Consider the following 26,191-nt stretch of genomic DNA (forward strand, 5'->3'; position numbering starts at 1 on the left):
CCACGCATTGCCCCACCCTCAGCCACCAATGGCCTGCACTTCCTGCACCGGCAACCGCTGCACCGCATTGACGTTGGCCTTACCGATCGAGTGCCAACCGCCGGCGTCCTTGCCGATCCAGTACGACACTTCCCACGTGATGGTGAGCTTCACCGTGTACATGCCGTCCGGCTGGTTCGCGCTGGATCGCTTGTACGTGTGCTTGCACGTGTTCATCTGGTGGAAAGGGTCCTGGTTCTCGTCATACCCGTCGGGATCGTCGAGCGGTGTGGCACCCATCAGGCAGTCGAACGGCGGCGTCCCGTCGCCGGGATCGACTTTCATCGCGACGACCAGGCCCCGCATCGTCAGGTTGTGAGTCGGGTTGATGTAGCCACTCAACGCACCCACTGCTGCCTCCGCCCGCGAACTCTCCCGGGTCAGGGAGAAGAAGGCAGGCACGTTCACCCGCGGCGTGAACGTCGGCATGATCACCAGCGCCGGCTCCGGGTAGCTGCTCCTGAACTCGCGCCAGAAGTACGCCATGTAGTCCGGGAACGGGCACTGCGCCTCCTCCTCCGGGCTCACTGGAATGTAGGCGCGCTCCAGGTGGGCAGTCGGACCACCGTCGTACGTGTCGAGCTTGTAGTCGGTGATCGTGATCCGGAGCACCCACTTCTTTCCCTCCGGCGCCCGCGGAAGCTGGATGCCGTCGGGAATGGGGAAGTCGCGACACGGGATGAACGGCCGGCCGCCCAGCCGCTCTTGCCACGTGGGCGGCGGGGTCCCGTTCCCCAGGTAGGGCTCGCCGTTGCTGCAGTAGGCACCGAAGCCGATCGAGTTGACGTACATGCTGCAGACCGTGGTGCCGCTGTGGATGGTGTCGGCGGTGGCAGTGGTGGCCGGTGCGGCCATGACCAGTGCGAGTACGGCGCTCAGGACGACAAGTCCACGGCCCACTCGGTTCTGCATCCTCACTCCCCAGATTCGGCTACCCGCAGATTATCTTCGACCAGGTGCATCATGCCCGGTGCTCGATTCCCCGTCACCTATTCGGAATCTCAATTCGATCCTTCTGGCCTAGGCCGGATACTTCACTCGCGCACAGTTCACACCCTTCGACGGCGCCAGCCGGTACGGCAGCCAGCCGATGCCGGTCTTGATCATCTCGATCACCTCAGGCGAGCCCTTCGGGGCTACCACGGTCCAGGCCCGCGCTTTCGGGTCCCAGTACTGCGTGGTCTGCGAGCGGCAGGTCTGCACCCGGACAGTGCCGTCGGACTGGCCGCGCGCGCCGACCACGACGACGCTCCCCGGCGGGCGCATGATCCAGCCGTTGCGCTTGGCATCGACGATCCCCTCCGACACATCCGCGTAGAAGAACGAGGGGAACCGCTTCTTCAGGATCGTGTCGTCCTTGCTGACAAGCGCCTGGAAGTAGAGCGGGTAGCTGGACACGAGGCCTTGGACGGCTGGATTGGACGCGTAGTTCCCGGCCTTGATGATGACCTGGGCCTTCGCCTCTGCTGTGGCGGCCGACTGCGAGGGCCGGCTGCTGGGCTCGCTTGTCGGGGTGGACTGCGTCCCGGACGGCGTCCCGGACGTCGTACCGGAGCCGCCGGGGCCGTCGACCGGGACTGGGCGGCCGCCGTCGTTCTCGTTGCCGCCGCCGCAGCCGGACAGCAGGAGGAGGCCGGCCAGGACGGCTGCGGGAAGGGCGAGGCTTCGCACGGGTGGCATTCCTTCGGCTCTAGCTGGTCGGCGGGCTGGTGGGCGGCGTCGACGACGGCGGCGGGCTCTCCGGGTCGGGAGTCGGCGTGATGCTCGGCGTACAGGTCCTCGGGAACGGCAGCGGCTCCAGGGTCCACGTCGGTGTCGGCGAGCCGATCGTCCAGGACGGGCACGGCAGGTCGAGCGTCGGCGGCACCGCGGTGGTGATCGGCGCGCCCGGGTCGTCCCGCGTGGTCTGCACGGCGATCGGCGGGATCGTCGGGCTCTCGTCGGCCTTCTTGATGCCCTGCTCGGCGTGCGCGGTGCCGATCCCGCTGGCCTTGAGGCTGGTCTTGCCGATCAGGCCGAGGAACGTCGTCTTGTTGTCCAGGGCAACCCGGATCTCGACCTGCTCGTCGGTCAGCCTGGTCGGGCCGCAGGAGGTCACGGCCGGGTCGTTGGACGACACCTGCGCGCAGAACCCGGCGATCGCGGTGGCCGCCTTGGCGGTGTCGATCTTCGCCTCGGCGGAGTTCAGCTGGATGCTCGCGGCGCCGACCCGGGCCGCCTCCTGCGCGTAGCCGACCGCCCGGGACCGGGCGCCGAGCTGGCGGCCGCCGTCGATCACCAGGCCGGCCAGCGTGAAGATCATCACCGCCAGGATCGCCACCGCCGGGCTCAGCGCACCGCGGCCGATCGTCCGCCGATGGTTGCTCGGGGCATCGATCCGGAAGAAGTCCGCCACCCGGGACCGGCGCTCACGAGCCATCGCGCACCCCGCGGTACGGGTCGACCGAGGAGCTGAACCGCTTCGTGATCGTGGTGTCGCCGCCGATCCCGAGCAGGCCGAGGTCGCGGTAGTCGATCGTGCAGGTGACCTCGACCGACAACGGCGTGCCGGCGGCGAACTGGGTGGTGATGGTGCCGCTGGCGGTCTCCTTGCAGGACTTGAACGCCTGGCCCATCGTCCGGTTCACCGCGTCGTCGACGTACCCCTGGGCCTCGCTCAGTGAGCGCGCCTGGCTGGCCGAGCGGGCGCCGTCGCGGGCCGCGCTCTCCAGCAGGGAGGAGGTCTGGAAGTACCGGCCGCAGGCGAGCAGGAACATGAACAGGATCAGCAGGATCGGCGCCAGCACGGCCAGCTCGAGAGCCATCGTGCCCTGCTCCGTCGGCTTCCGGTGCCGTCCGCCCGAGCGGATGTACCGCACCGTCGGGCGGGCGTGCCGAGGCGGTCGGCGGGCCCCCAGCTTCCGCTCCATGTCCTCACTCACTTGTCGTCGGCCTCGAACTGCTCGATCGGCCCGGTCGCGGTGCGCTCGACGTGCAGCTTCAGGCCCGGCACCAGCGAGACGGTGTCACCGGTCACGGTGAACGACACCATCCCCTCGGGGTTGTTGTACGACGGCGGCTCGACCTCGGCGTTCTGCAGCGTGGTCCCGCCGAGCTGCTGCGCGTACGCCTTGATGTCGCCCCGGATCTGCTCGCCGACGCCCTCGTTGTACACCGGCGGCTGGACCAGGCGCAGGCGCGAGACCCCTTCCTGCGCCGCGTTCAGCGCGACCGACCGCCCGTACAGCCACAGCGCCGTCTGGATCGACATGAAGATCAGCGCCAGGATCATCGGCGCCAGGATCGCCAGCTCGAGGGAGGTCGCACCTCCCTCGGACCGTCGCCGGTGCACCAGGATCAGCCGTTCTCGATCTCGCCGGTGCGCTTGTCGATGACGCGGCGGACCACCAGGCCGATCGCCAGCGCGGCGGCCACCAGGATGGCCGAGATGATGGCCCACTCCAGCGCCGAGGCGCCGAGCTGGGTCCGTCCCTGCCGAGCCCGGGCCCGTTGGGTGTGGGCCCGCGCCACCGCGTAGCCGGCCATCGCGCGCCAGAACTGCAGTTCCGAGTTCATCCGTATGCCTTCCCGATCATGAGGCCCAGTGCGGGCCTCAGTATGCCCTGTACGACGGACCATTCCGCTCGACGGATCCGTCCAGGTTGCCCTTACCCGTTTCAGTTCCCGAGGATCGCGATCCCGGCCGGAAAACCGAGGAACAGCATGAACGCGGCACACATGACGAGCTGGGCGACCAGCATCGACTGCGACCGCTCCCCCGCCTTGCCCTCCACGTCCGCGAGCTCCTTGCGGCGCAGCGACGCCGCCCGGGCCAGCAGCGAGGCCCGGATCTTCGCGCCCTCGTCACCGGCCAGCGCCAGCGCCGACGCGAGGTCGCGGAGCTCCTCGACGCCGAGGTCCTCGCCCAGCCGGGCCATCGCGTCCCACGGCGTGATGCCGATCAGCCGCGCGTTCGCCAGCGCCTGCCGGATCCTGGCCATCGCCCAGTGGTCGCCGATCGTGGACGCGGTCATCAGCGCCTCGGGCAGGCCGCGGCCGCCGGCCAGGTTCATCGCGACCAGGTCCAGGAAGCTGCCGACCACGTGCCGGAAGTCGCGCCGCCGCGCCTCCGCCTCCTGCCGCAACGCCAGGTCGGGCAGGAAGAACGCGAACGCCATCGCGCCCAGCGTGACGATCGCCGGCGTCGCGCCGGGGGCGCTGAGGCCGAGCATCGCGAACAGGAACAGCACGACCGGGATGAAGATCATCGCGCCGAGCGCGAAGAACACCTTGGTCGCGAGCATCGCGGCGAACGGCTGGTTCATCACCGCGAGGTCGCGGCGCAGCCGGCCGAACGCCCAGCCGCGGGCGTTCGCCTCGAACTCGAGCCGCCGGCCGAGCGACTCGCGGGCCCGGTCGAGACCGCCGAGCACCTTCTCGCCGGCCGCGCTCTGGGTGGCGGCGCCGCCGTACCCGGTCCGCCCGGCGTCGATCCGGGCGATGGTGGACAGCACGTTCGCGGACGGCTTGATGAACATCCGCACCAGCAGGTACGCGCCAAGGCCGACCAGGCCACCGGTGACGAAGGCCCACGTCATCAGCCCACCACCTCCATCCGGTCGTCGCCGGCCCGCTTGGCCCGCTTGTCGGCACTGCCGATCAGGAACCGCTCCGGGACCTCGATCTTGGCCAGCTTGCGCAGCCAGACCAGCCCGAGCGCGTACAGCGCGATCACGATGAACAGCACGAACTGCCCGATGAAGCTGGTGTACGGCGCGACGTACGTCGGGTTGAACAGCACCAGCGCGGCCGCGACCAGCAGCGTGATCGCGACGACCACCTGGACCGAGCGCCGGGTCGACCGCCGTTCGGCCGCGACCTTCCGCCGTACGTCGAGCTCCTCGCGGGCCGAGTCGGCCAGCGCGGTCAGCACCTCACGCAGACCGGGACCGCGCAGCCGGGCGTTCAGCACCAGGGCGGCGACGATCAGGTCGGCGGACGGGTCGTTCAGGTCGTCGGCGAACCGCATCAGTGCCGAGGGCAACGGTTCGCGGATGCGCAGCCGGTCGACGAGCAGGTTCAGGCCGGGCTTGATCGCCGGGGCGGCGTTCACCGCGGTCGCGGGGATGGCCTGCTCGAGGCCGACCGCGCCGGCGATGGTGTCGCGCAGCGCCTCGGTCCAGGTGGCCAGCGCCTCCAGCCGCTCGATCGCCCGGCGTTCCTCGCCGGTGCCGCCGAAGAACCGGTCGGCCATCGCGGCCAGCAGGCCGAGCGCGACGGCGAGGACGAGCCAGCGGGTCACCACCAGGACGAGCAGGCCAACGCCGATCCCGGTGCCGAGGCGGACGAGGTTCTTCCGCCCTTCGACGCCGGTGCCACGGCGGAACAGCGACGGTGTCTCGTCCTTGGGCACGGTGCCGCGGATGGCGACGACCAGCAGCAGGAGCGCGCCGCCGACCACCGCTCCGCAGAGCAGTGCGAGCAGGGTCCGGTCGTTCATCGCCGCCTCACCTCAGGCCCACGTTCCGTGCACGAGCGGCTGGTATCCGAAGTACTCGAGCTCGTCCATGCAGGCGATCGGAGCGTGCGCGGCCGCCCGCCCGTCCGGACCCGGCGCGAACACCTCGCCGGACAGCACCCGGCCGTCCCAGCCGGTGACCTCGCGGATGCTCTCGATGTACCGGCTCAGGCCGCCGCCGCGCTGGTAGTCGTTGTGCTTGCGGACGAACACCACGAAGTCGAGGGCGCCGGAGATCAGCATCTGGGTGGCGTCCATCGGCAGCCGCTCCATCGCCTGGATCGCGTAGGTGCTGATCCGGTTGAACACCTCCATCGAGCTGTTCGAGTGGATCGTCGACAGCGAGCCGTCGTTGCCCTGGCTCATCGCGTTCAGCATGGTGACGATCTCGTCGCCGAGCACCTCGCCGACGATCACCCGGGACGGGTTCATCCGCAGCGACCGGCGGACCAGGTCGGCCATGCTGACCTGGCCGACGCCCTCGGAGTTCGGCAGCCGCTCCTCGAACGCGACCACGTTCGGGTGCAGGTCCTTGAACTCGCCCAGGCCGAGCTCGAGCGAGCGCTCCACCGTGATGAGCCGCTCGTGCGGCTGGATCTCGTTGGCCAGGGCACGCAGCAGCGTCGTCTTCCCCGAGTTCGTCGCGCCCGCGATCATGATGTTCTTGCGGGCCGCGACCGCCGCCCGCAGGAACGAGCCGACGTCCTCGGACATGGTGCCGTTGGCAACCAGGTCCTTGAGGAACACCCGGCCCAGGCGGGCGCGCCGGATCGAGACCGCCGGTCGCGCCGTGACGCCCATGACGGCGGACAACCGGGAGCCGTCCGGCAGCCGCAGGTCGAGCTGCGGGTTGGCCGAGTCGAACGGCCGGCTGGTGAGGCCCGCGTGGGCGGCGAGCACCTGGATCAGCTCGACCAGCTCGTCGTCGGACTCGGCGACCGGACCAGGGTTCTCCTCGCGGCCGTCGCCGTACTGGACGAACACCTGGTCGCAGCCGTTGATGTCGATGTTCTCGACGTCGGGGTCGTCGATCAGCGGCTGCAGCCGGCCGACCCCGAACAGCGCCGAGTGGATGGCGCCGGCGATCTGCGCGTCGTCGTCGGGCGTGGGCGGCGTCCGGCCCTCGGCCAGCTCGTAGCGCGCGTGGTCCTCGAGCACCTGGACGATCAGCGAGCGCGCGTACTCACGCTCGTCCTCGGCGCTCATCGGCGGTACGCCGTTCACCTGGTCGCGCCGGCGTTGTTCGTTCAGCCGCTCGGCGACCTGCACCCGCAGCTTCCGAACCAGCTCCTGGTCGGCGCTCATCGACGTCCTCGCTTCGCTCCGGGCGCCGATGAGACACGAGACGCACTGCGCTTGATGGTGACCTCGCTTCGCTCGCTCACTGCCAATCACCCTGCGGTGGAAAAGCGGCGTGCGCCATGTCGAAGTTCTCCGGCGGCGGCGCCGCGACGATGGCGGCCATCTCCGCGGTGATGTCGGTCGCGGACCGGATCAGCTGGGTCTTGTCCAGCCGGCCGTGACCGCGCCCGTCGAAGAACGCCGCGCCGGCCGGGTCGTAGGCCAGGTGCCACCGGTGCCGCACCGGCACGGACATCGCGTCCAGCACGGTCCACACCTGCTTGACGCCGTCCCGCCGCTTCGGGTCGGCCACCACGACCACACCGAGCTGTGCGTCGACGTGGTGCACCAAAGACGACAAGCGCTCGCGGAGATGCGCGACCGACGAGCCGGTCGCCGTACAGACGAGGACGACCAGGCGGGCGGACTGCACGACGGGCAGCTGCGGGGACGACGCTCCGATGCGACCACAGTCGGCCAGTACGTCGCCGTTCTGCATCTGGTTGAACGAGATGCCGAGCGGATGCCACAGACCGCCCATGCCGCCGACCTGCTCGGGTGAACGCACGCCGAGCATGACATCGAGACCACCATCGAGCTGCTGGCTGTGCGCGAGGATCACCTCGTCGCTGAGCCCCTTGCGACTGGCTGCGGCCAGGCTGACCAGACCACGGTCGGAGTTGAGCGGGGTGCCGCCCGGTGCGGTCATCCGGATCGCCACGTCGCTGCCGGCCGGGTCGCACTCGGCCAGCAGCACCTGCCGCGGCCAGAGCGCGCCGAAGACGAGGCTGGCAGTCGTCACCCCGGGCGAGCCCTTTGCGCTCGCCAGTGCCACCAGTGCCATCAACCGTCTCCGTCGGTGCGGGAGACCTCGGCCGGCGTGCCCGGATTGAGCACGGTCAGCACCAAGGTCTTGGCCGCCGCAGCAGCCGCGACGGCGGTCGCCTTCTCGGTCGGGACCAGGATGGTCACGTTCAGCGTGTTCGCGTTGTTCTTCGAGTCCGCGATACCGCCCGAACTGGCGGTCACCTCGGCCGCGGCGACCAGTGGCGCGGCCTGCTGGCTGTCCTGGTTCGCGGTCGGCACCCGGATCACCGACACGATGTCGCCGACCCCGATTCCTTCGGACGGCGCCCGGCCGCCCTCCAAGGTGACGCCGACCAGGGCGCCACCGGAGGGGATCGGCTTGGTCTTGGTGAAGTTGGCCTTGGTGACGAACTGGTCCTTGTAGAGCCAGGTCGTCGTGTACTGGCCGATGTAGTCCTCGGCTTCCGACCACGGGATCAGCGCGCCGGTCGCGCCGGCCAGGTCACCGCGGGCCAGGTCCTTGCGGTCCAGCTTGTGACCGGGCTGGAGTTTGTCGGCCGAGATCGCGACGAAGTCGGACCGGTTGCCGCTGTTCACCGCGATCAGCGCGGAGCCGGCGGCGCCGAGCAGGATCAGGATGACGGCGAGGGCGGCCAAGGCGGGGCGGCGTTCCCGGCTGCTCGGCAGGCGGTTTGTACCACTGCCCGCCGATCTGCCCGCTCCGCGGGTGCCTTGGGAGGAAGTACGCGTGGAGGAGGAGAGACTCACGCGCCCTACCGTAATGGCAGCGAGGTGCCATCCACGCCACGAGTCCGGTGCCGTTACCGGCTCGCGACCCGGTCCCGCTCCGCGGACGTGAGCAGCTCGGTGAACGACCCCGGCTCGCCGTACAACTGGTCTAGATAGCTAAACAGGCCCTGCAGCGCCAGTCCGAGCTCGCGCTGCCACCCGTCGGCCGCCTCCAGGTGCGCCGCGAGCACGCGCCCCTCGGCCAGCGTGACGGCCGAGTTGACCGGCTGCACCAGCCGCTCACCGTCCTCGTCCGGTACGGCGCTCCGCCCCCGGACCCGCCGTACGACGTCGGCCAGCCCGGAACGCTCGGCCTCGGGCAGGACCCGGTCGAATCCGGGGGAACCGTGGAGCTGGTCGAGGTAGTCACACAGAGCGAGGAACAACTCGACAGCGTCGTACTCCAGGCCAGGCTCGGCCACGGATCGCAGCTGGGCCACAACGCTCCGTGCCTCCGGGACACTCCACTCAGAGGCTCCCAACCGGTCGGTCATGTGACGATCGTAAGGAGGCGACAGGCGTAAATCGTTAACAGTTCGGATGAGTTGAGTGGCTGGCCAGTAACCGAAAGTTTGCTAACGTCCGGAAACCAGAGGCTCGGTGACAACTGGTGGTCACCGAGTCGCGATCGGGAGGGGTGGGTCGTCTTGACGACGCCTGGTGTCACCGCCCCGGATCCGGCGGGTCGCGCTCGCGCAACCCTCGGAACCGCGTTGGGCATCGTCGTGCCGTCAGCCGTGCCGCTGCGTGACGGGCGGATCTGGCTGACGAGCCGGCGGGACGTGCTGCCGGCGGACGTCGCCCGGGCGCTGGAGGAGAAACTCAGCGCCCGCGCAGCAGACCGGATCAGTGACGAGCGCATGCTCGCCGAGGCCGTCGCAACCTTGGGCACGGAGATCGCCCGGGCCCGTGGCGAGTCGACCGAAGCCGGCGCGACGGACGCGCTCGACCGGTTGCTGCACACGCCCGGGCTGGACCAGTCGCGTCGTACCGAGGGTGAGGCGATGCTTCGCCTCGCGCTGCGGCTGCACGCGCAGGAGTCCAGCGAGGCGGCCGCACGGCTCGCCGCGATGCCTGGCGAGACCAGAGTCCCGGTCGCCACGGCGATCGTCTCGGCAGCGCAGCAGATCAGCCGCAACGCCAGCCAGCTCGGTACGCCGGCCCCTGCGCAGCGACGCAGCGGCCGCCACCGGAACCCGGTCGGCGTCAGCCACCGGCGCACCGACACTCAGGTCGTCCGCGGGACTGCTCTGGACCCCACGGGCCGCACGGCCACCGCAGATCCCCAGCAGAGCGAGCTGGCCGCACTGGCTGCGTTGACACAGCTGGGTGAGGCCGACCTGGGTTCGTCCGTCACCAGCCGGCCAGCCGTGAGCCGGCAGTCCCGGTTGGCGACGATGACGCTCACCACCCGCGACGCACCGCAGCACGTCCGCGTCGAGATCCTCCCGACGAACCGCGGCCTGGCAGCCCAGGGCACACTCCGGTCTGGTACGGCGAACGACCCGCACGTGCTACGGATCGCGCCGTGGGTGCCAGAGCACCAGTACCGGCAGATCTGGGTCCGCCAGCTCAGCCGGATGACGCAGCAGATGCAGGCCGAGCAGGCTGAACGGCCGCGCGGGATCCTCGGCCAGGTGCGCTCGATGCTCGGCTCGGAGCGGCGCGAGCAGCGGCTCAACGAGGACTACACCGCCTACCAGCAGCTGTCCCGGGACAGGGAACAGGCCCAGGCCGAAACCCTTGCGAACGGTCAGCCGAGCGGACCGCGCAGTGTCGCGGACCTGGAACGCGACATCCGCCTCCAGGCCGGCGCGATCTGGTGGCGCAGCGGCACCATGCCGACCCTTCCTTGGGCGCAGGACTCGACCTACTCCCCCAGCGCGGCCGTCGATGGCATCGCCGCCGAACGAGCTGTCGCAGCAGCCAACCCCGAAGCGAACACGCCAGAGCATCTGCGACAGCAGGTCGTCGACCAGATCGCCGAGCTCGAAGCTGCCGCCGCAGACCTGCAGCACCAGGCCGACACCAAGGTCGACAGTGCGGCAACGACCGCCGATCAGGCGACCAGCAAAGTCGACCTGGCCGAGGCCGAGGATCTGCTCAAGGACCGCGGTGCGCCGGAGCGAGCCCGGAAGCTGCGGGCCGAGGCGACCGCCGCCTTCGCCAAGGCACGCCGCCACACCGAGCTGGCGCACGCCTACCAGCAGGCGGCGAACGACGCAGGCGCGGCGTTGGCCGGCTACCAGGCCATGCTCGCCCGGATCGACGACCCGGACCACGAGCCGGAGCAGATCGCCGAGCTGGCGCGCGAGGCTGCCGCCAAGACGGACGAGTACCAGGCGAGCCTGCGCGCGGCGCTGCCGGTCGACCATCTCGAGACAGGCGTGCCGACCGACCAGCACCTGAACCTGCCGGTCGAGGCGATCAACGCGGCACTGCTGGCGAACCAGAGCGGCGTGCAGGTTGCCGACACCGGTCCACTCCCGGTCCCGGGCGCCCAGTACCGCAAGCTCTTCTCGGACGGCATGGTCTTCAGCGTCGCCGGCTCACCCGACGACGCCGTCGGCAAGGTCCGGCAGGTCCGGGTCCGGGTGAAGGCCGAGAACCTGCGGGAGCGGACCGACCTCGACTACGACATGGCGGAGCAGATGTCCGCCACCCTCGGCGAGGGCGGCCACAACAACTCCATCACCGACACCCACGCCCGCAACGTCTCCGTCGGCCTCAACCTGCAGCCGCTCCTGGCCGCCGCACCGCCGGGATCCGCCGTCCAGGCGGCCTCGCAGGTGTTCGCGCCGCGCGTCGACGGCAACACCGGCAAGACGCTCGCCGAGACCGCCGGCGCGAGCACCCACGCTCAGCTCGGCTGGGTCGACGTACACAAGGGTGAGTCAGTCCCCTACAGCTGGACCGGTGAGTACGAGATCCAGGTCCGGAACTCGCCGACCGAGCCGTGGTCGGCGGTCACGACCGTCAGCGCCGGCGAGCAGCTGACCTGGGTCCCGAGCCCCTACACGGTCAAGGCGCAGGCCGACACCGTGACGCTGGAGCAACTCGGTTTCGCGGCCGACCTCGACGCCGGGTTCCCGCGGCACACGGTCAACCGGATCACCGGCCTGCACGACCTCAACGACCGCCTCGTCATCGAGGCCACGCAGAAGCTCGGCGCGATCGACCGGATCGGGTACGAGCAGATCCTCGGGCGGGTCACCGAGGACCCGTACCGGCTGCTGGGCGAGTTCGCCAAGCCCGGCGGGCTGAGCCGGACCATCCAGGTCGGCGGCGAGTCGGCGTACCGGCTCACGGTCGAGGTCGAGCCGGTCTGGGCCACCGCCGAGCTGGTCGGCGCGTGCAGCGGGGAGATGGGCCAGGAGAAGGTCGAGGTCGACTTCGCCGCCACCAGCGCGAGCCGCGCCTCGGGGACCTCGCTGTCCGGCTCGGCGTCGGTCGCCTACCCGGGCACACCGCTCGATCCGGCCCAGCCCGTTCCGGCCTACCTGCCCAGCCCGACGGCGCTGTCCGACGTCGGCTCGAGCACCGTGGACTTGTCGGCGAACGTCTCGGCCGGCCGCAACGTCTCCCGCCAGGGCGGGCTGAACCTCAGTACGACGGCGATCACGCCGGTGGTCGACCGCGACATGTCGCCGACCCAAGGCGTCCTGGTCGACCTCAAGGTCACCGCGACGCTGCGCAAGATCGGCGATCCGGACACCGAGCCGGTGGTCGTCTCCGACACCTGCCAGGCGAAGCTGCGGCTGACGGCGAACCGGCTGCTGCGGACGGGCGCCGCGGCCGGCAAGGACGCCGTACTGCGGGACGACGACAGCGAGATCCGGCTCGACCAGCACGGGCGCGCGCTCCTGGTCGGCGACCCCGAACCGCCCGCCGGTCCGCAGACCGTGCCGCCGTGGCACGGGACCGGCGAGAACCAGATGCGCGGCACGGGCAAGGCCCTGCCCGACGGGCTCACCGGCGTCGACGAGGCCCGGCAGCAGGCGCTCACCAAACTGAGCGAACTGGGCCTGGTGCCTCCGCTCGACAACGACTTCCAGCCCCTCGAGGACAAGGAGCCGTCCAACCGGCAGCGGACCGCTCAGCAGCGGAACTACGACCGCGTGGTGGAGGCGTTCACCGACTACCGGATGGTGAGCGCGATGAACACGGCCTGCCAGTCCGGCCTGATGATTCACCTCGTCGACCATTCCGGCCGCACGCCGCGGGACCGCTTGTTCCGGCTGAAGGTCACGCAGGACTTCGGCGACGTCAAGCCCGCGGGCAGCAACCCGTCCCGGACCGTCACCCGGCTCGGCATCAGCTCTCGGGCGATCCAGGCGATGCTCGGCCGCTCGCGATCCGTTCCGGTCTCCGGCGGCATCGGGGCCGGCGACGGACCGGCGGAGGGACAGCCCGGCTTCCTCGGCCGGCTGGGCGTGAAGCTGAGCCGCAACGCCCTGGCGCGATCCTTCAGCCAGACGGTGGGCAGCCGGATCAACCGGGTCACGCTGCACGAGAGCACCGCACCGGTCGACAACCTCGACCAGAAGATCCGGATCACCTTCACCGAGGTCACCCCGGACGGCGACTCCGAGCCGTTGGCCGACGTCGTCGGCACGATGTCCGTGGCGTACGACAGCTCGCTGGCGCAGGCCGAGGAGCCCGAGTTCGCGGCCGACCCGCAGCCGCCGCACCCAGAGGCCGTCAGCCGGTCGATCCCGGTCGCGATGGACGCCGGTAACCCGGCCGACCGGCTGTACTCAGCGGTCGACGCGATCCGCGCGGACACCGTCGGCTTCGCACAGCTGCACGCCGCGCTGTCCCCGGAGGCCATGCTCTCCAACAAGGAGTGGATCACCGACGGCCGGTACGAGCTGCCGCTGGTGATCACGCCGGCGCCCGCGAACCCGGCGCAGGCGCTGGAAGACCGGACGGTGCTGCCGCAGAGCTACAAGATCGTGATCCGCAGCGAACCGGTCAGCCAGACGTTCGCGGCGATGAACTACCAGGTCACCGGTGACATCAACCTCACCATGGTCGACACCGGCTTCACCTCCGGCAGCTCGACCTCGGGCGGGGTCGGGCTCGAAGGCGGCGGCGGACCGGCCGCCACACCAGGCGACCCGTCCACGACGACCGGCAAGGTGAACGTCGGCAGAGTCGCCGGCCGGTCGCAGTCCACCGGCACGAGTCAGACGTCGGGCGACGAGCGGCTGTTGATCAACACCGGCATGCACTACGAGCTGCTCGAGCGGCACCGGTTGGTGGCCGACGTGATGCAGGACGGCAAGGTCGTGCAGACCGTGCCGCTGCAGGACGCGCTGGTCCAGAAGGTGATACCGGAGTACACCGCCCTGGAGCTGTACGGGCGTGAGCAGTTCGACCTGCCGCTGCCGATCGCAGCGGACGTGGCCGAGCGGTACCTCACCAACAAGGTCGAGATGAGCCCGCGGACCGCGGGCGCCTTCGTTCGCCGCTACAAGCAGGAGAAGGCCGGTGTGACGACGGGCCTGGCCGCGGAGCACACCGACGAGCGGCTGACCCGGAAGGTGATGGGGCACGGCAAGGCCCCGGAATCCACCGCGCCGACACCTGCGGAGCGCCTGGAGGACACTCTGGCGCGGACCGAACAGGTGGCCGCGGAGGAGCGTGCCGTCGGCCTGCCCAACTCCTACCGCGCCACGCTCGGCTCGAGCCAGCCCTACGAGCTCAAGCAAGAGGGACCGGAGCGGCTGGACGTCGACCTGCTCCCCCAGATCCGTGAGCAGGTCGAGGAGGTGGCGCCCGGGCGGCTGGCCACCGACCAACTGCTCGCGCCCGCGCTTGAGGCGACCCTCGCCAAGGACGCCTTCAAGGGCCACCTGGTGAACATGCTCGGCCCCCGCGGCTACACCGCTCCCCCGATCGAGATCCCGGTCGAAGGACAGGACCATCCCGACCTGCTGCTCGTCACCGTCAAGGCGCACTTCGAGGGCGACATCCTGGTCGACGGCACGCCCGGTCTGCCGAAGGTCGAGGCGGTCGACTTCGACCAGAAGTACGGCTTCGAGAGCCAGGACCAGTCGACCGGCCGCAGCATCACCCACTCCGGCGGCGTGGAGCTGAAGGGCGAGGACGGCGACGGAACGTCGATGTCGGGCGGACTCAGCGCCGACCGGATCCGGCAGGTTTCGGCCGCCAGCGGCAAGCAGAACACCACCCTGCACCGCACCGGCGACCTCGACCTGACACCGGTGACCCGGCGGGTCGTCTTCACCACCGAGGTCGAGCGCGTGCACCGCGCCGGCGCGGCGGCGATGTCGAGCACGCGGTGGCGGCTCACCCGGACGACTCCGGCCGAGCTGACCACGACCGCGCAGCCGCGCGAGCTGCGCGCCGTGCTGACGTCCTTCGTCCCGCGCGGAGTCGTCCGCGAGGCGCCTGACGCCGGCACCGAGCAGGCCACCGGGGAGTTCAGCCCGGAGCACCGCCCGTTCGTGATGCCCGAGGGCGCACAGGTCGCCTCCATGCTGCCGTACCGCGAGGGCGCGGTCGTCACCGACGAGCTGTACAACAGGCTGACAGCGCACCTGGCCCGGCCCGGCGTGCTCGGAGTTGCCGGCCTGGCCGAGCACAAGGTGGCGATCGGGACCCAGCTGCTGCCGATGGTGCTGGAAGCCAAGTTCGAGCAGCTGACCGGACCGGGCGGTCTCAAGCTCGAGCCGCTGATGGGGCGCGGCAACGGCCGGACGACCATCGCCGTCCAGGTCAACGCCCGGCCGGTCGGCATCGAACTGCTGACCGACGGCGTACCGGGTCAGTCGGGCATCGTGCGGCGCTACCAGCACAAGGTCCAGAGCTCGACCACCGGCAACCAGGTCGCTCCGGTCACGGTGACCGGAGGCTTCAACAACGGCATCGTCTCGATGTCTGCCTCGGTCGGTGAGCAGGTCAAGAAGCAGTCGTCCGACGCAGTCGGCACCCGGCTCGAGACCATCGCGACCCGAGGCGGTGACCTCGTCGACGTCCGGTTCCCGGTCACCTACGACCTCACGATCAACCAGCAGACCGACAGCGGCCGCGGCACCCCGACGACCAAGAACACCACGCACCTGCGGGACGCCGCGCGCGGCGAGTTCTACGTGCGGATGCTGTACCACGAGTACCTCGACATCCTGCAGCAGATGGAGTCCGGCGGTGACGTCTCCCTGGACGGCCTGCAACTGCAGGCGATGCCGGAGAAGCTCGGGAAGCCGGACATGCGAGCAACCGAGTACGGCGAAGACGCGTCGGGACAGCGGACGTACCAGCCGTACCAGCCGATGCTGGCCGCGATCGACAAGGCCATGGCCGAACGGACCACCGTGGTGCTGGCCGTGCAGGAGGACGGCGGCCAGGAGCGGCTCTACCAGGCTGTGCCGGTCCAGGACGAGCGCGGTGTCCACGTCGTGCTGTCCGGTGTCAGCGACGGCGGGTTCGCCGCCGCCCTCGGCAGCCTGGACCGGCGGCTGGTGCAGATGGCCCAGAGCGCACACCCGTCCGGTGACGGACGCCTCCGGGTCGACCTGCGGGAGCTGTTCAACACCACAGAGCGCGGTGGCAACTTCAGCACCAAGGTCGCGGCCGCGCTCGAGCAGAACGGCGTTCCCACCGCGATGCTGAAGGGTCTCGACTACAGCCGGACCGTACGCCCGGCGGCCCCGGTGACCAATCAAGGCAAGAAGCCGACCGTCGGTGGCGCGGCTGCCAGCCGGACCATCACACCGACGACGAGCGGCCCGTCCATGGCGGGTCCGTGACGGCGCAACGCGACGAAGGAGCCGGTATGGCGTTCGCAGTGGCGCGGACCAGGGACGAGGCGCACCTGTACCTGGAGCTACATCCCTGTCCGAACTGCGGTTCGATCGACACGCCGTGGGAAGACGGGCTGGCCGACGTGGAAGGTGAGCTGGCGATCAGCTACGCCGGGATCTGTCCCGGCTGCGACGTCGAACGGCAGTACCTGTTCGGTCTGCCGGCCCGCGAGACCCGGGTGGCGGGATGGCCGACGTTCGGCGGTCCGGAGCCGTCAGAGCTGCTGGATCCGGGTCAGTGGCTGGACGTGGCCGACCGGGCCACCGCCGACGTCCCCACCGATCCGCGCGCGGCCGGTAAGGTGCTGGCCGTCGCCGCGGCCGCGGTCGACGAGGTGATCAAGTTCGTGCCGGCCGGGCAGGACGCCGTACCGGAGGACGAGTTCTGGACGCCGCAGGGCCGGGCGCTCTGGGACGCCGAGCCGGACCGGTTCCGGCTGGAGCGGCTGCTGGCGGCCCGCGACACCTACCGCGAGCGGGGCCGAGAGACAGGAGCGAGATAACCGATGCTGACCGCAAGGACGCTGGCCGAGGCACAGGTGTACGTCAGCCTGACGACCGCCGCCGACCAGTCCGCCCCGGCCACCGAGCCCGCCCCGATCGTCCCGGGCGAGAACCTCGCCGAGGGCGAGCAGGCCTGGACGCTCGCGTCGTCGGCCGGTGAGATCGAGATCCCGTACGCCTCCGAGGACGCCGCCCGCACGATCGGCGCCCGCTTCGGGCTGGGTGTCTCGCAGCTCGTCGACGCGGCGCAGTGGGCCGTGGTGGCGGCGACGTACGCACGCCGGGCGCTCGCGGCGGACATGGCCTACACCGGAGCTCCGGACCAGGACCGGGAGACGGTCGAGCTGAACTGGGAGTTCGCCGCGGACGCGGTCGGTGAGGCGCTCAAGTTCCTGCCCGACGGTGCCGACGTGGCGCCGGACGAGGCCGTGTGGTCCGAGTTCGGCCGCCAGTCCCGCGCGCAGAACCCGGAGCTCGTGACACGGGCCAAGCTGACCGACGACCTTGAGTACTACCGCGGCACGCTGCAGGACTTCCGCGCGCTCTACGACAACAGGTCCTGAGGGTCGGTCAGCTCGATCCGGATCGCGCGGGCGTCCACGCCGGCCTGCTCGAGGACCTTCTGCTTGGGGTCCGGTACGCCGAGGAACGGCGGCCGGACCAGGCCGGCCAGGTCCTTCAGGCGCGGATCCTCGAGGACGGTGTCGACGGCCCGGCGGTCTCCCCCACACACCAACGCGTCGAGCTGCGCCGAGGCCAGGATCCGTACGGCGACCTCCGTCGCGGCCGCGAACGCCTCCCGGGCCTGGTTGTCGCGCCGCCGCGCATACCGCTGCTGCGACCACCCACCCGCCTTCGTCGTCCCCTGCACATGCCGCGAGCCGACCTTCGAGTCGACGAGCCGGCTCCCCACGAACACACCGGCGCCGTACCCGCCCCGGCGTACCAGGAGGACACCCAGCCGGTGCTCGCCGGTCACATGTGCGAGCAGCCCCTCGCGGCTGAGATCCGCGAGGGGCTGGAAGGGTATCTCCACCACGGCGATCGCTCCGTCCGCCGCAGACACCGTCACCTGATGCGGTGCTACGTCGAACGAGACGTCGCCGTGGCGTTCACCGAATCCGGCCAGCCACTTGTCCAGCCTCTCCGGTGCGACCGAAACAACTCTGCTCACACGTTGAAGCCGAGGGCGCGAAGCTGGTCGCGGCCGTCGTCGGTGATCTTCTCCGGACCCCACGGCGGCATCCAGACCCAGTTGATCCGGAAGTCGTTGACCAGGCCGTCCAGCGCCATCCGGGTCTGGTCCTCGATCACGTCGGTCAGCGGGCAGGCCGCCGACGTCAGCGTCATGTCGATGATCGCGGTGCTGCTGTCGTCCACGGTGATCCCGTAGATCAGGCCCAGGTCGACCACGTTGATCCCGAGCTCAGGGTCGACGACGTCCTTGAGCGCCTCGTTCACGTCCTCGACCTTGGCCGGCTCCGTGCCGGGCTGAGCCGCCGCGGTCAGGTCGACCTCGGGCAGCTCGATCTTCTCGTCGGTCTGGTCAGCCATTGCTCACTCCTTTGTGCTGCGCTTCGGTCTGGGCGAGGGCCTGGGCGGTGGCGTCCCGCCAGGCCGACCAGCCCAGCAGCGCGCACTTCACCCGGGCCGGGAACTGCGCGACGCCGGCGAAGGCGACGCCGTCCTCCAGAACCTCTTCGTCCGGCTCGACATTCCCGCGGCCCTGCATCAGCTCGAGGAACTTCTCGTACGTCGCCATCCCCTCGGCGACCGGCTTGCCGATCACCAGGTCGGTCATCACCGAGGTCGCGGCCTGGCTGATCGAGCAGCCGACGCTGTCGTGCGTCACGCCGGTCACCGTGTCGCCGTCGAGCTCGACCCGGAGCGTGACCTCGTCCCCGCAGGACGGGTTCACGTGGTGCACCTCCACGTCGTACGGCTCCGCCAGGCCTGCGTGGTGCGGGCTGCGGTAGTGGTCCAGGATGATCTCCTGGTACAGCGAGTCCAGCTGCATCAAGCCACCTTGAAGAAGGACCGGACGAAACCGAGGCCGTCGACCAGCGCCTCGACCTCCTCCGGGGTCGTGTAGAGGTAGAAGGAAGCCCGCGTCGAGGACTGCACGCCGAACCGCTCGTGCACCGGCCGCGCACAGTGGTGCCCGGCCCGAACCGCGATCCCGCGGGTGTCCAGCACGGTCGCGACGTCGTGCGGGTGGACGCCGTCCAGCTCGAAGCTGATCGCGCCACCGTGGTCGGTCGCATCGGTCGGCCCGAGAATCGTCAGCCCGGGAACGGTCTTCAGCCCCTCGAGCGCGAACTCGACGACCGCGCGCTCGTGGGCGGCGATCTTGTCCATGCCGATCCCGGACAGGTAGTCGACCGCCGCACCGAGGCCGACCGCCTGCGCGATCGGCGGCGTACCGGCCTCGAACCTGGCCGGCGGCGCGGCGTACGTCGAGCCGGTCATCCGCACGACCTCGATCATCTCGCCACCACCGAGGAACGGCGGCAGCTCGGCGAGCAGGTCGTAGCGGCCCCAGAGGACGCCGATGCCGGTCGGGCCGACCACCTTGTGACCGGTGAAGACGAGCAGGTCCGCGCCGAGCGTCGAGACATCGACCGGGAACTGCGGCACCGCCTGCGAGGCGTCCACGACGACGGTCGCGCCGACCGCGTGCGCCTTGGCGGCGATGTCGGTGATCGGGTTGATGGTGCCGAGCGCGTTCGAGACCCAGGTCAGCGCGACGACCTTGGTGTTCTCGGTGATCAGCTCGTCGACGTTGCTCAGGTCGAGCCGGCCCTCTTCGGTGACGCCGAACCACTTCAGCGTCGCACCGGTCCGCTCACAGGCCAGCTGCCACGGGACGATGTTGCTGTGGTGCTCCATCTCGGAGATCACCACCACGTCGCCCGGCTTCAGCGATGCGCCGAGCGTGTGCGCGGCCAGGTTGAGCGCCTCGGAGGCGTTCTTGGTGAAGACGATCTCGTCCCTGCTCGGCGCGCCGAGGAACGCGGCCACCTTGTCGCGGCCGCCCTCGTACGCCGCCGTCGCCTCGGCACCCAGCTGGTGCATGGCCCGGGCGACGTTGGCGTTGTGCTGCAGGTAGTGGTCCTCGAGCGCCTGGACCACCTGGCGCGGCTTCTGCGACGAGTTCGCCGAGTCCAGGTAGACCAGCGGGAACCCGTTCGCGAGCTCGCGCGTGAGGATGGGGAAGTCCGCCCGGACCGACTGCAGGTCCAGGGGACTGCTGAACGTCCGGGCGTCGGTCACTTGGCGCCTGCCTTCAGGAAACGCTCGTAGCCGTTGGCTTCCAGTTCCTCGGCCAGCTCCGGGCCGCCCTCTTCGGCGATCCGGCCGTCGACGAACACGTGCACGAAGTCCGGCTTGATGTAGCGCAGGATCCGCGTGTAGTGGGTGATCAGCAGAACGCCCTTGTCACCCTGCTCGGAGAACCGGTTGACGCCGGTGGAGACGATCCGCAGCGCGTCGATGTCGAGGCCGGAGTCGGTCTCGTCGAGGATCGCGATCTTCGGGTTCAGCAGCTCGAGCTGGACGATCTCGTGGCGCTTCTTCTCACCGCCGGAGAAGCCCTCGTTGACGTTGCGCTGGGCGAACTCGGGGTCCATCTCCAGGTCGGACAGCGCGGTGTTGACGTCCTTGACCCAGGTGCGCAGCTTCGGGGCCTCGCCGTCGATCGCGGTCTTCGCGGTCCGGAGGAAGTTCGCCACCGACACCCCCGGCACCTCGACCGGGTACTGCATCGCCAGGAACAGACCGGCGCGGGCACGCTCGTCGACCTTCATGTCGAGGACGTCCTCGCCGTCCAGCGTCACGGTTCCACTGGTGATGTTGTACTTCGGGTGACCGGCGATCGAGTACGCCAGTGTCGACTTGCCGGAACCGTTCGGGCCCATGATCGCGTGCGTCTGACCGCCCTTGATGGTCAGGTCGACGCCGCGCAGGATCTGCTTGGGGCCGGCCTCGGTGTCGACCGACACGTGCAGGTCGCGGATCTCGAGTGTCGCCATGAGGTTTCTTCTATCTCCGTCGGTTTTACAGGGAGGACTGGTTCAGGGGGTTCTTCACGTCGACGAGTACGTCGTCGCCGTCGAGACGCACCGGGTACACCGGCACCGGGTCGTACGCGGGCAGGCTGGTCGGTTCGCCGGTGCGCAGGTCGAAGCGGGACCCGTGCAGCCAGCACTCGATCTCGCACTCGCCGACGTCACCCTCGGACAGCTGGATCTGCGCGTGCGAGCACTCGTCCCGCACCGCGAAGTACTGTCCATCGCTCTTCACGACCGCGACCTCGACGCCGCCGACCTCGACCGGGACGACTCCCTCGTCCGGTACGTCGGTGACGGCGCAGGCGCGCTCGAAGGAGTCGCTCACTGGCCGATGACCGCCTTGGCGGAGGCACTGAGCTCCGCGGTCCGGGCCAGCTTCTCCTCGATCACGTCGTGCAGGTGCTCGGCCACCTCGGGGACGCCGATCTTGCCGATGATGTCGTTGAAGAAGCCGGACACCACCAGCCGCCGGGCCGCGTCCTCGGGGATGCCGCGGGCCTGCAGGTAGAACAGCTGCTCGTCGTCGAACCGGCCGGTCGCGGACGCGTGCCCGGCGCCCTCGATCTCACCGGTCTCGATCTCCAAATTCGGCACCGAGTCGGCGCGGGCGCCGTCGGTGAGCACCAGGTTCCGGTTCAGCTCGAACGTGTCGGTGCCCTCGGCCGCGGCCCGGATCAGCACGTCGCCGATCCACACCGAGCGGGCGTTGTCACCGGCCAGCGCGCCCTTGTAGAGCACGTTGCTCTTGCAGTGGGTCGCCTCGTGGTCGACGAACAGCCGGTGCTCGTGGTGCTGGCCGGACTCGGCGAAGTACACCCCGACGAGCTCGGCGTCGCCGCCGGGACCGGCGTACCGGACGTTGGTCGCGATCCGGACGATCTTGCCGCCGAGGGTGACCGCGACGTGGTGCAGCCGGGCGTCCCGGCCGACCAGCGCGTCGTGCTGGGCGAGGTGGATCGACTCGTGGTCGGCCTGCTGGATCGAGACGACCCGCAGGTCGGCGCCGTCGCCGGCGACGATCTCGACGTTCACCGCAAGCTCACCGGCGCCGGTGTGGTCGATGATCACGATCGACTTGCTGTGCCGGCCGGCGTCCACGATCAGGTGCGCGAAACCACGGGCGCCGAGGCTCGCGACGTTCACGTGCACCGGCTCGGTGAGCTCGGCCTCCTTCGGGATCCGCACCGCCAGCGCCTCGGCCGCGTGGTTCCACGCGACCGCGGCCGACCGGTCCTGCGGCGTGCCGACCTTGAGCGAGTCGGCCGCTACGGTCTCGATCACGACGCCGTCCGGGCCGGCCGCCCCGACCTTCGGGGTCTCGGTGCCGGCCGCGTCGTCGAACAGGGCCTTGAGCTGCTTGACCGGGGTGAAGCGCCACTCCTCCTCGCGCCCGTTCGGCACCGGGAAGTCGGCGACGTCGTACGACGTCGGCCGCTCACTGCGTGCCTGCAGCGGGATCGTCCCGCCGCCGTGGGAGTGCGCCCGGTTGCCGGTGGCAACCAGGGTCTCGGAGGACGACATCAGCCGACGGCCCCTTCCATCTGCAGCTCGATCAGTCGGTTCAGTTCCAGCGCGTACTCCATCGGGAGTTCGCGGGCGATCGGCTCGATGAAGCCGCGGACGATCATCGCCATCGCCTCGTCCTCGGCCATGCCCCGGCTCATCAGGTAGAAGAGCTGGTCGTCGCTGACCTTGGACACGGTCGCCTCGTGCCCCATCGCCACGTCGTCCTCGCGGACGTCGACGTACGGGTAGGTGTCCGAACGGCTGATGGTGTCGACCAGCAGCGCGTCACAGCGCACCGTGGACTTGCTGTGGTGCGACCCCGGCGCCACCTCGACCAGGCCCCGGTACGACGTCCGGCCACCGCCGCGGGCCACCGACTTCGACACGATCGAGCTGGAGGTGTACGGCGCGTTGTGCACCATCTTCGACCCGGCGTCCTGGTGCTGGCCCTCGCCGGCGAACGCGACCGACAGGGTCTCGCCCTTGGCGTGCTCGCCCATCAGGTAGACGGCCGGGTACTTCATGGTCACCTTGGAGCCGATGTTGCCGTCGATCCACTCCATCGTCGCGCCCTCCTCGCAGGTGGCGCGCTTGGTGACCAGGTTGTAGACGTTGTTCGACCAGTTCTGGATCGTCGTGTAGCGGCAGCGGGCGCCCTTCTTCACGATGATCTCGACCACCGCGGAGTGCAGCGAGTCCGACTTGTAGATCGGCGCCGTGCAGCCCTCGACGTAGTGCACGTAGGCGTCCTCGTCGACGATGATCAGGGTCCGCTCGAACTGGCCCATGTTCTCGGTGTTGATCCGGAAGTAGGCCTGCAGCGGGATGTCCACCTTGACGCCCTTGGGGACGTAGATGAACGAGCCGCCGGACCAGACCGCCGAGTTCAGCGAGGCGAACTTGTTGTCGCCGACCGGGATCACCGAGCCGAAGTACTCCTTGAAGAGCTCCGGGTGCTCCTTCAGACCGGTGTCGGTGTCCAGGAAGATGACGCCCTGGGCCTCCAGGTCCTCCCGGATCTGGTGGTAGACGACCTCGGACTCGTACTGCGCCGCGACACCGGCCACCAGGCGCTGCTTCTCCGCCTCCGGGATGCCGAGCTTGTCGTAGGTGTTCTTGATGTCCTCGGGCAGCTCTTCCCAGCTCGACGCCTGCTTCTCGGTCGAGCGGACGAAGTACTTGATGTTGTCGAAGTCGATCCCGGACAGGTCGGCACCCCACGACGGCATCGGCTTGCGGTCGAAGAGCTTCAGGCCCTTCAGCCGCAGGTCGAGCATCCACTCCGGTTCGTTCTTGAGGGTGGAGATGCCCCGCACCACGTCGGCGCTGAGGCCGCGCTTGGCGACCGCGCCGGCGGCGTCGGAGTCGGCCCAGCCGTACTGGTAGTTGCCGAGGCCTTCCAGTTCGGGGTGAGCGGTTTGCGTCATCGTGCAGTCCTCGCAGATTCGCCGTGGGATACAGGGGCAACCGGCAGTTCGCCGGGGATATGCGTCGTGCAGACACCGTCGCCGTGGGCGATGGTGGCCAGCCGCTGGACGTGCTTGCCGAGGAGTCGCGCGAACACCTCGGTCTCCGCCTCGCACAGCTGGGGGAACTGCTCGGCCACGTGCGCGACCGGGCAGTGGTGCTGGCACAGCTGCTCGCCGTGCGCGGCCTTCGCCGTGGACGCCGCGTAGCCGTCCGCGGTGAGGGCCTGGGCGAGCACCTCCGCCTTCTTCTCCTCGGGAGCCGCGTCCACCAGCTCCCGGTACCGCTTCTCCACCTCGGCGACCCGGCGCCGGGCGAACTCCGCGACCGCCTCGTCACCGCCGGCCTCGGCGATGAACCGCAGCGCGGTGGCCGCCAGGTCGTCGTACGCCTGGTGGAACGCGTGCCGGCCGGTGTCGGTCAGCACGAAGACCTTCGCGGGGCGGCCACGGCCGCGCGGGCCGTAGACCCGCTCCTCGCGGGCCTCGACCAGCCCCTCGTCGAGCAGGTGGTCGAGATGCCGGCGGACTGCCGCCGGAGTCAGCTCCAGGCGCTCCGCGAGCACCGCGGCGCTGGACGGACCGTTGGTCAGGATCGAGCGGGCGACCCGGTCCCGGGTGGACTCGTCCCGCGCGGCCGGCGTCGCGGCGCCCGCGGGCACCGATCCGTTCGTCGCAGGAGTTTTCACAACATCAGTGTCGCGTAATTCACCAGGCCCTTCAAATAAGGGTCCCCTAACCGGTTCGCACGCTCCCGCGGGGCGTGGCCGCTCACCGTGACCAGCGTCACGCCCGGAGTGTTCGTCCCGAGCCCGGGCCGAGCGCTCCGCGGGCCGGTCCTAGACTTCTTCCGTGCCAGTCGCGGTGGAGATCGACAACCTCGTCGTGCGGTACGGCGAGAAGGCCGCGGTCAACGGCCTCAGTCTCACCGTAACCGGCGGCACCGTGACGTCCGTGCTCGGGCCCAACGGCGCCGGCAAGACCACCACCGTGGAGAGCTGCGAGGGCTTCCGCCGGCCGGCCTCCGGCCGCGTCCGCGTCCTCGGGCTGGACCCGGTCGCCGACCACGACGAGCTGATGCCGCGGATCGGCGTGATGCTGCAGGAAGGCGGCGCCTGGTCCGGCGTCCGCGCGGTCGAGATGCTCCGGTACGTCGCCGCCCTGCACACCCACCCGCTCGACATCCGGACGCTGATCGACCGGCTCGACCTCGGTACCTGCGGCAAGACGCCGTACCGGCGGTTGTCGGGTGGGCAGAAGCAGCGGTTGTCGTTCGCGCTGGCGATCGTCGGCCGGCCGGAGATCGCGTTCCTGGACGAGCCGACCACAGGCCTCGACCCGCACGGCCGCCGGGAGATCTGGCAGCTGATCCGCGACCTGCGCGACGACGGCGTGACCGTCGTGCTGACGACGCACGCGATGGACGAGGCCGAGCAGCTGTCCGACCAGGTCCACGTGGTGTCAGCCGGTAAGGTGATCGCCTCCGGCACCCCGGACGCGCTGACCGAGCACCACACGAAGTCCCTCGAGGACGTCTTCCTCGAGCTCACCAAGCCGGAACCACGATGACAACCTATGCACCGCAGCCCGGAAGCGCGCCGTGGCCGACCAAGGTGATCGCGCACACCCGGATGGAGTTCAAGCTGCTCCTCCGCAACGGCGAGCAGCTGTTGCTGGCCCTGGTCATCCCGCTCGGCCTGCTGTTGCTGCTGGGCGGGACCGGGCTCGGCAATCGCCTTCCCCTGGGTGACGCGCGACCGATCGACGACGCGGTCCCCCGGGTGCTCGCCCTCGCGGTGCTGTCCTCGTCCTTCACGTCGCTCGCGATCGCGACCGGCTTCGAGCGGCGGTACGGCGTGATCAAGCGACTCGGTGCCTCTCCCCTGTCCCGGACCGGCCTGCTGGCCGGGAAGATCGGTGCGGTGCTGGCCGTTCAGCTGATCCAGCTCGTCGTGCTGATCGGCGCGGGCTTCGCACTCGGCTGGAAGCCGGTCGGTGGCCCTGACGCCGTCTTCGGTGTCGTGCTGATGGTCTTGTGCGGGACGGCGGCCTTCGCGTCACTCGGTCTGCTGATGGCCGGCGTACTTCGGGCAGAGGCGACGCTGGCGGCGGCGAACCTCATCTACCTGCTGCTGTTGGTCGGCGGCGCTGTGCTCACGCCGGTCGACGAGTACCCGGCGGGCATGCAGGGCGTCGTACGCCTGCTGCCGAGTGCTGCGCTGGCCAGCGGGCTGGCCAACTCGACCATCGAAGGTGTCGTCCCGTGGGCCGCGGCGCTGTCGCTGGCGCTCTGGGCGGCAGTCATCGGATACCTCGTCTCCCGGACCTTCCGATGGGACTGAG

General features: G+C 70.0%; 26 protein-coding genes. 5 read left to right on the plus strand and 21 right to left on the minus strand.

Annotated features, from left to right (window positions below):
- Window positions 1-18: 18 nt before the first annotated feature.
- From AB0H36_RS13655 to AB0H36_RS13710, 12 genes are all read right to left on the minus strand, one after another.
- The gene (locus tag AB0H36_RS13655) at window positions 19-951 is read right to left on the minus strand and encodes a hypothetical protein (RefSeq protein WP_360521308.1); all 933 of its coding nucleotides are present in this window, start codon (window positions 949-951) and stop codon (window positions 19-21) included.
- A gap of 108 nt (window positions 952-1,059) precedes the next feature.
- Complete coding sequence (locus tag AB0H36_RS13660; protein WP_360521311.1) at window positions 1,060-1,710, minus strand: hypothetical protein; 651 nt, start codon at window positions 1,708-1,710, stop codon at window positions 1,060-1,062.
- A gap of 19 nt (window positions 1,711-1,729) precedes the next feature.
- A complete protein-coding gene (locus AB0H36_RS13665) occupies window positions 1,730-2,458 on the minus strand; it encodes a Tad domain-containing protein (protein ID WP_360521314.1) in 729 nt (242 codons plus the stop codon).
- A complete protein-coding gene (locus tag AB0H36_RS13670; protein WP_360521317.1) occupies window positions 2,448-2,948 on the minus strand; it encodes a TadE/TadG family type IV pilus assembly protein in 501 nt (166 codons plus the stop codon). Before AB0H36_RS13670 ends, AB0H36_RS13665 begins: the two co-directional genes overlap by 11 nt.
- Before the next feature lie 8 nt (window positions 2,949-2,956).
- A complete protein-coding gene (locus tag AB0H36_RS13675; protein WP_360521320.1) occupies window positions 2,957-3,370 on the minus strand; it encodes a TadE/TadG family type IV pilus assembly protein in 414 nt (137 codons plus the stop codon).
- Window positions 3,371-3,375: 5 nt separating this feature from the next.
- Entirely contained in the window at window positions 3,376-3,594 is a 219-nt protein-coding gene (locus AB0H36_RS13680) for a hypothetical protein (RefSeq protein ID WP_132210455.1), read from the minus strand.
- 101 nt (window positions 3,595-3,695) lie between these two features.
- Entirely contained in the window at window positions 3,696-4,616 is a 921-nt protein-coding gene (locus AB0H36_RS13685; protein WP_360521323.1) for a type II secretion system F family protein, read from the minus strand.
- Window positions 4,616-5,518 carry a type II secretion system F family protein gene (locus AB0H36_RS13690; protein WP_360521326.1) on the minus strand — a complete coding sequence of 301 codons (903 nt, stop codon included), beginning with the start codon at window positions 5,516-5,518 and terminating at the stop codon, window positions 4,616-4,618. The genes AB0H36_RS13685 and AB0H36_RS13690 overlap by 1 nt, the downstream gene beginning before the upstream one ends.
- A 12-nt stretch (window positions 5,519-5,530) precedes the next feature.
- On the minus strand, window positions 5,531-6,841 hold the full coding sequence (locus tag AB0H36_RS13695; RefSeq protein ID WP_360521329.1) for an ATPase, T2SS/T4P/T4SS family: 1,311 nt from the start codon (window positions 6,839-6,841) through the stop codon (window positions 5,531-5,533).
- Between the two features lie 76 nt (window positions 6,842-6,917).
- A complete protein-coding gene (locus tag AB0H36_RS13700; protein ID WP_360521332.1) occupies window positions 6,918-7,721 on the minus strand; it encodes a hypothetical protein in 804 nt (267 codons plus the stop codon).
- Window positions 7,721-8,341, minus strand: coding sequence for a hypothetical protein (locus AB0H36_RS13705; protein ID WP_360521335.1), 621 nt, complete (start codon window positions 8,339-8,341; stop codon window positions 7,721-7,723). Before AB0H36_RS13705 ends, AB0H36_RS13700 begins: the two co-directional genes overlap by 1 nt.
- A 164-nt stretch (window positions 8,342-8,505) precedes the next feature.
- Window positions 8,506-8,967 carry a hypothetical protein gene (locus AB0H36_RS13710; RefSeq protein ID WP_360521338.1) on the minus strand — a complete coding sequence of 154 codons (462 nt, stop codon included), beginning with the start codon at window positions 8,965-8,967 and terminating at the stop codon, window positions 8,506-8,508.
- Between the two features lie 153 nt (window positions 8,968-9,120).
- Here AB0H36_RS13710 and AB0H36_RS13715 point away from each other — a divergent pair, with 153 nt between their 5' ends.
- The 3 genes from AB0H36_RS13715 to AB0H36_RS13725 are packed head-to-tail and all read left to right on the plus strand — an operon-like array spanning window position 9,121 to window position 17,369.
- Window positions 9,121-16,248, plus strand: coding sequence for a hypothetical protein (locus AB0H36_RS13715; RefSeq protein WP_360521341.1), 7,128 nt, complete (start codon window positions 9,121-9,123; stop codon window positions 16,246-16,248).
- 26 nt (window positions 16,249-16,274) lie between these two features.
- Window positions 16,275-16,805 carry a hypothetical protein gene (locus AB0H36_RS13720; RefSeq protein ID WP_360521344.1) on the plus strand — a complete coding sequence of 177 codons (531 nt, stop codon included), beginning with the start codon at window positions 16,275-16,277 and terminating at the stop codon, window positions 16,803-16,805.
- Window positions 16,806-16,808: 3 nt separating this feature from the next.
- Window positions 16,809-17,369, plus strand: a complete 561-nt coding sequence (locus tag AB0H36_RS13725; RefSeq protein ID WP_360521347.1) for a hypothetical protein — start codon at window positions 16,809-16,811, stop codon at window positions 17,367-17,369.
- On the opposite strand, the gene AB0H36_RS13730 is transcribed toward AB0H36_RS13725, so the two are convergent.
- From AB0H36_RS13730 to AB0H36_RS13770, 9 genes are read right to left on the minus strand one after another with little or no spacing between them, the layout of a single operon-like run.
- Window positions 17,351-17,980 (minus strand): acVLRF1 family peptidyl-tRNA hydrolase, encoded by a 630-nt coding sequence (locus tag AB0H36_RS13730; RefSeq protein ID WP_360521350.1) that lies wholly within the window; start codon window positions 17,978-17,980, stop codon window positions 17,351-17,353. The genes AB0H36_RS13725 and AB0H36_RS13730 overlap by 19 nt on opposite strands.
- Complete coding sequence (locus AB0H36_RS13735) at window positions 17,977-18,360, minus strand: metal-sulfur cluster assembly factor (RefSeq protein WP_360521353.1); 384 nt, start codon at window positions 18,358-18,360, stop codon at window positions 17,977-17,979. The genes AB0H36_RS13730 and AB0H36_RS13735 overlap by 4 nt, the downstream gene beginning before the upstream one ends.
- A complete protein-coding gene (gene sufU, locus AB0H36_RS13740) occupies window positions 18,353-18,823 on the minus strand; it encodes a Fe-S cluster assembly sulfur transfer protein SufU (RefSeq protein WP_360521356.1) in 471 nt (156 codons plus the stop codon). The genes AB0H36_RS13735 and sufU overlap by 8 nt, the downstream gene beginning before the upstream one ends.
- Complete coding sequence (locus tag AB0H36_RS13745) at window positions 18,823-20,079, minus strand: cysteine desulfurase (protein ID WP_360521359.1); 1,257 nt, start codon at window positions 20,077-20,079, stop codon at window positions 18,823-18,825. Before AB0H36_RS13745 ends, sufU begins: the two co-directional genes overlap by 1 nt.
- On the minus strand, window positions 20,076-20,837 hold the full coding sequence (sufC, locus tag AB0H36_RS13750) for a Fe-S cluster assembly ATPase SufC (RefSeq protein WP_360521362.1): 762 nt from the start codon (window positions 20,835-20,837) through the stop codon (window positions 20,076-20,078). The genes AB0H36_RS13745 and sufC overlap by 4 nt, the downstream gene beginning before the upstream one ends.
- 25 nt (window positions 20,838-20,862) lie before the next feature.
- The gene (locus tag AB0H36_RS13755) at window positions 20,863-21,201 is read right to left on the minus strand and encodes a non-heme iron oxygenase ferredoxin subunit (protein WP_360521365.1); all 339 of its coding nucleotides are present in this window, start codon (window positions 21,199-21,201) and stop codon (window positions 20,863-20,865) included.
- Window positions 21,198-22,397: a Fe-S cluster assembly protein SufD gene (gene sufD / locus AB0H36_RS13760; protein WP_360521368.1), complete on the minus strand. Its 1,200-nt coding sequence runs from the start codon at window positions 22,395-22,397 to the stop codon at window positions 21,198-21,200. Before sufD ends, AB0H36_RS13755 begins: the two co-directional genes overlap by 4 nt.
- Entirely contained in the window at window positions 22,397-23,809 is a 1,413-nt protein-coding gene (gene sufB / locus AB0H36_RS13765) for a Fe-S cluster assembly protein SufB (protein ID WP_360521371.1), read from the minus strand. Before sufB ends, sufD begins: the two co-directional genes overlap by 1 nt.
- Window positions 23,806-24,510 (minus strand): metalloregulator ArsR/SmtB family transcription factor, encoded by a 705-nt coding sequence (locus AB0H36_RS13770; protein ID WP_360521638.1) that lies wholly within the window; start codon window positions 24,508-24,510, stop codon window positions 23,806-23,808. The genes sufB and AB0H36_RS13770 overlap by 4 nt, the downstream gene beginning before the upstream one ends.
- Window positions 24,511-24,700: 190 nt before the next feature.
- Between AB0H36_RS13770 and AB0H36_RS13775 the strand changes: the two genes are divergently transcribed.
- Complete coding sequence (locus tag AB0H36_RS13775; protein WP_360521374.1) at window positions 24,701-25,417, plus strand: ABC transporter ATP-binding protein; 717 nt, start codon at window positions 24,701-24,703, stop codon at window positions 25,415-25,417.
- Window positions 25,414-26,190: an ABC transporter permease gene (locus AB0H36_RS13780; RefSeq protein ID WP_360521377.1), complete on the plus strand. Its 777-nt coding sequence runs from the start codon at window positions 25,414-25,416 to the stop codon at window positions 26,188-26,190. The genes AB0H36_RS13775 and AB0H36_RS13780 overlap by 4 nt, the downstream gene beginning before the upstream one ends.
- The last annotated feature ends 1 nt before the right edge of the window (window position 26,191 follow it).

This window comes from Kribbella sp. NPDC050820 (genome assembly GCF_040653975.1).
GTDB lineage: Bacteria > Actinomycetota > Actinomycetes > Propionibacteriales > Kribbellaceae > Kribbella.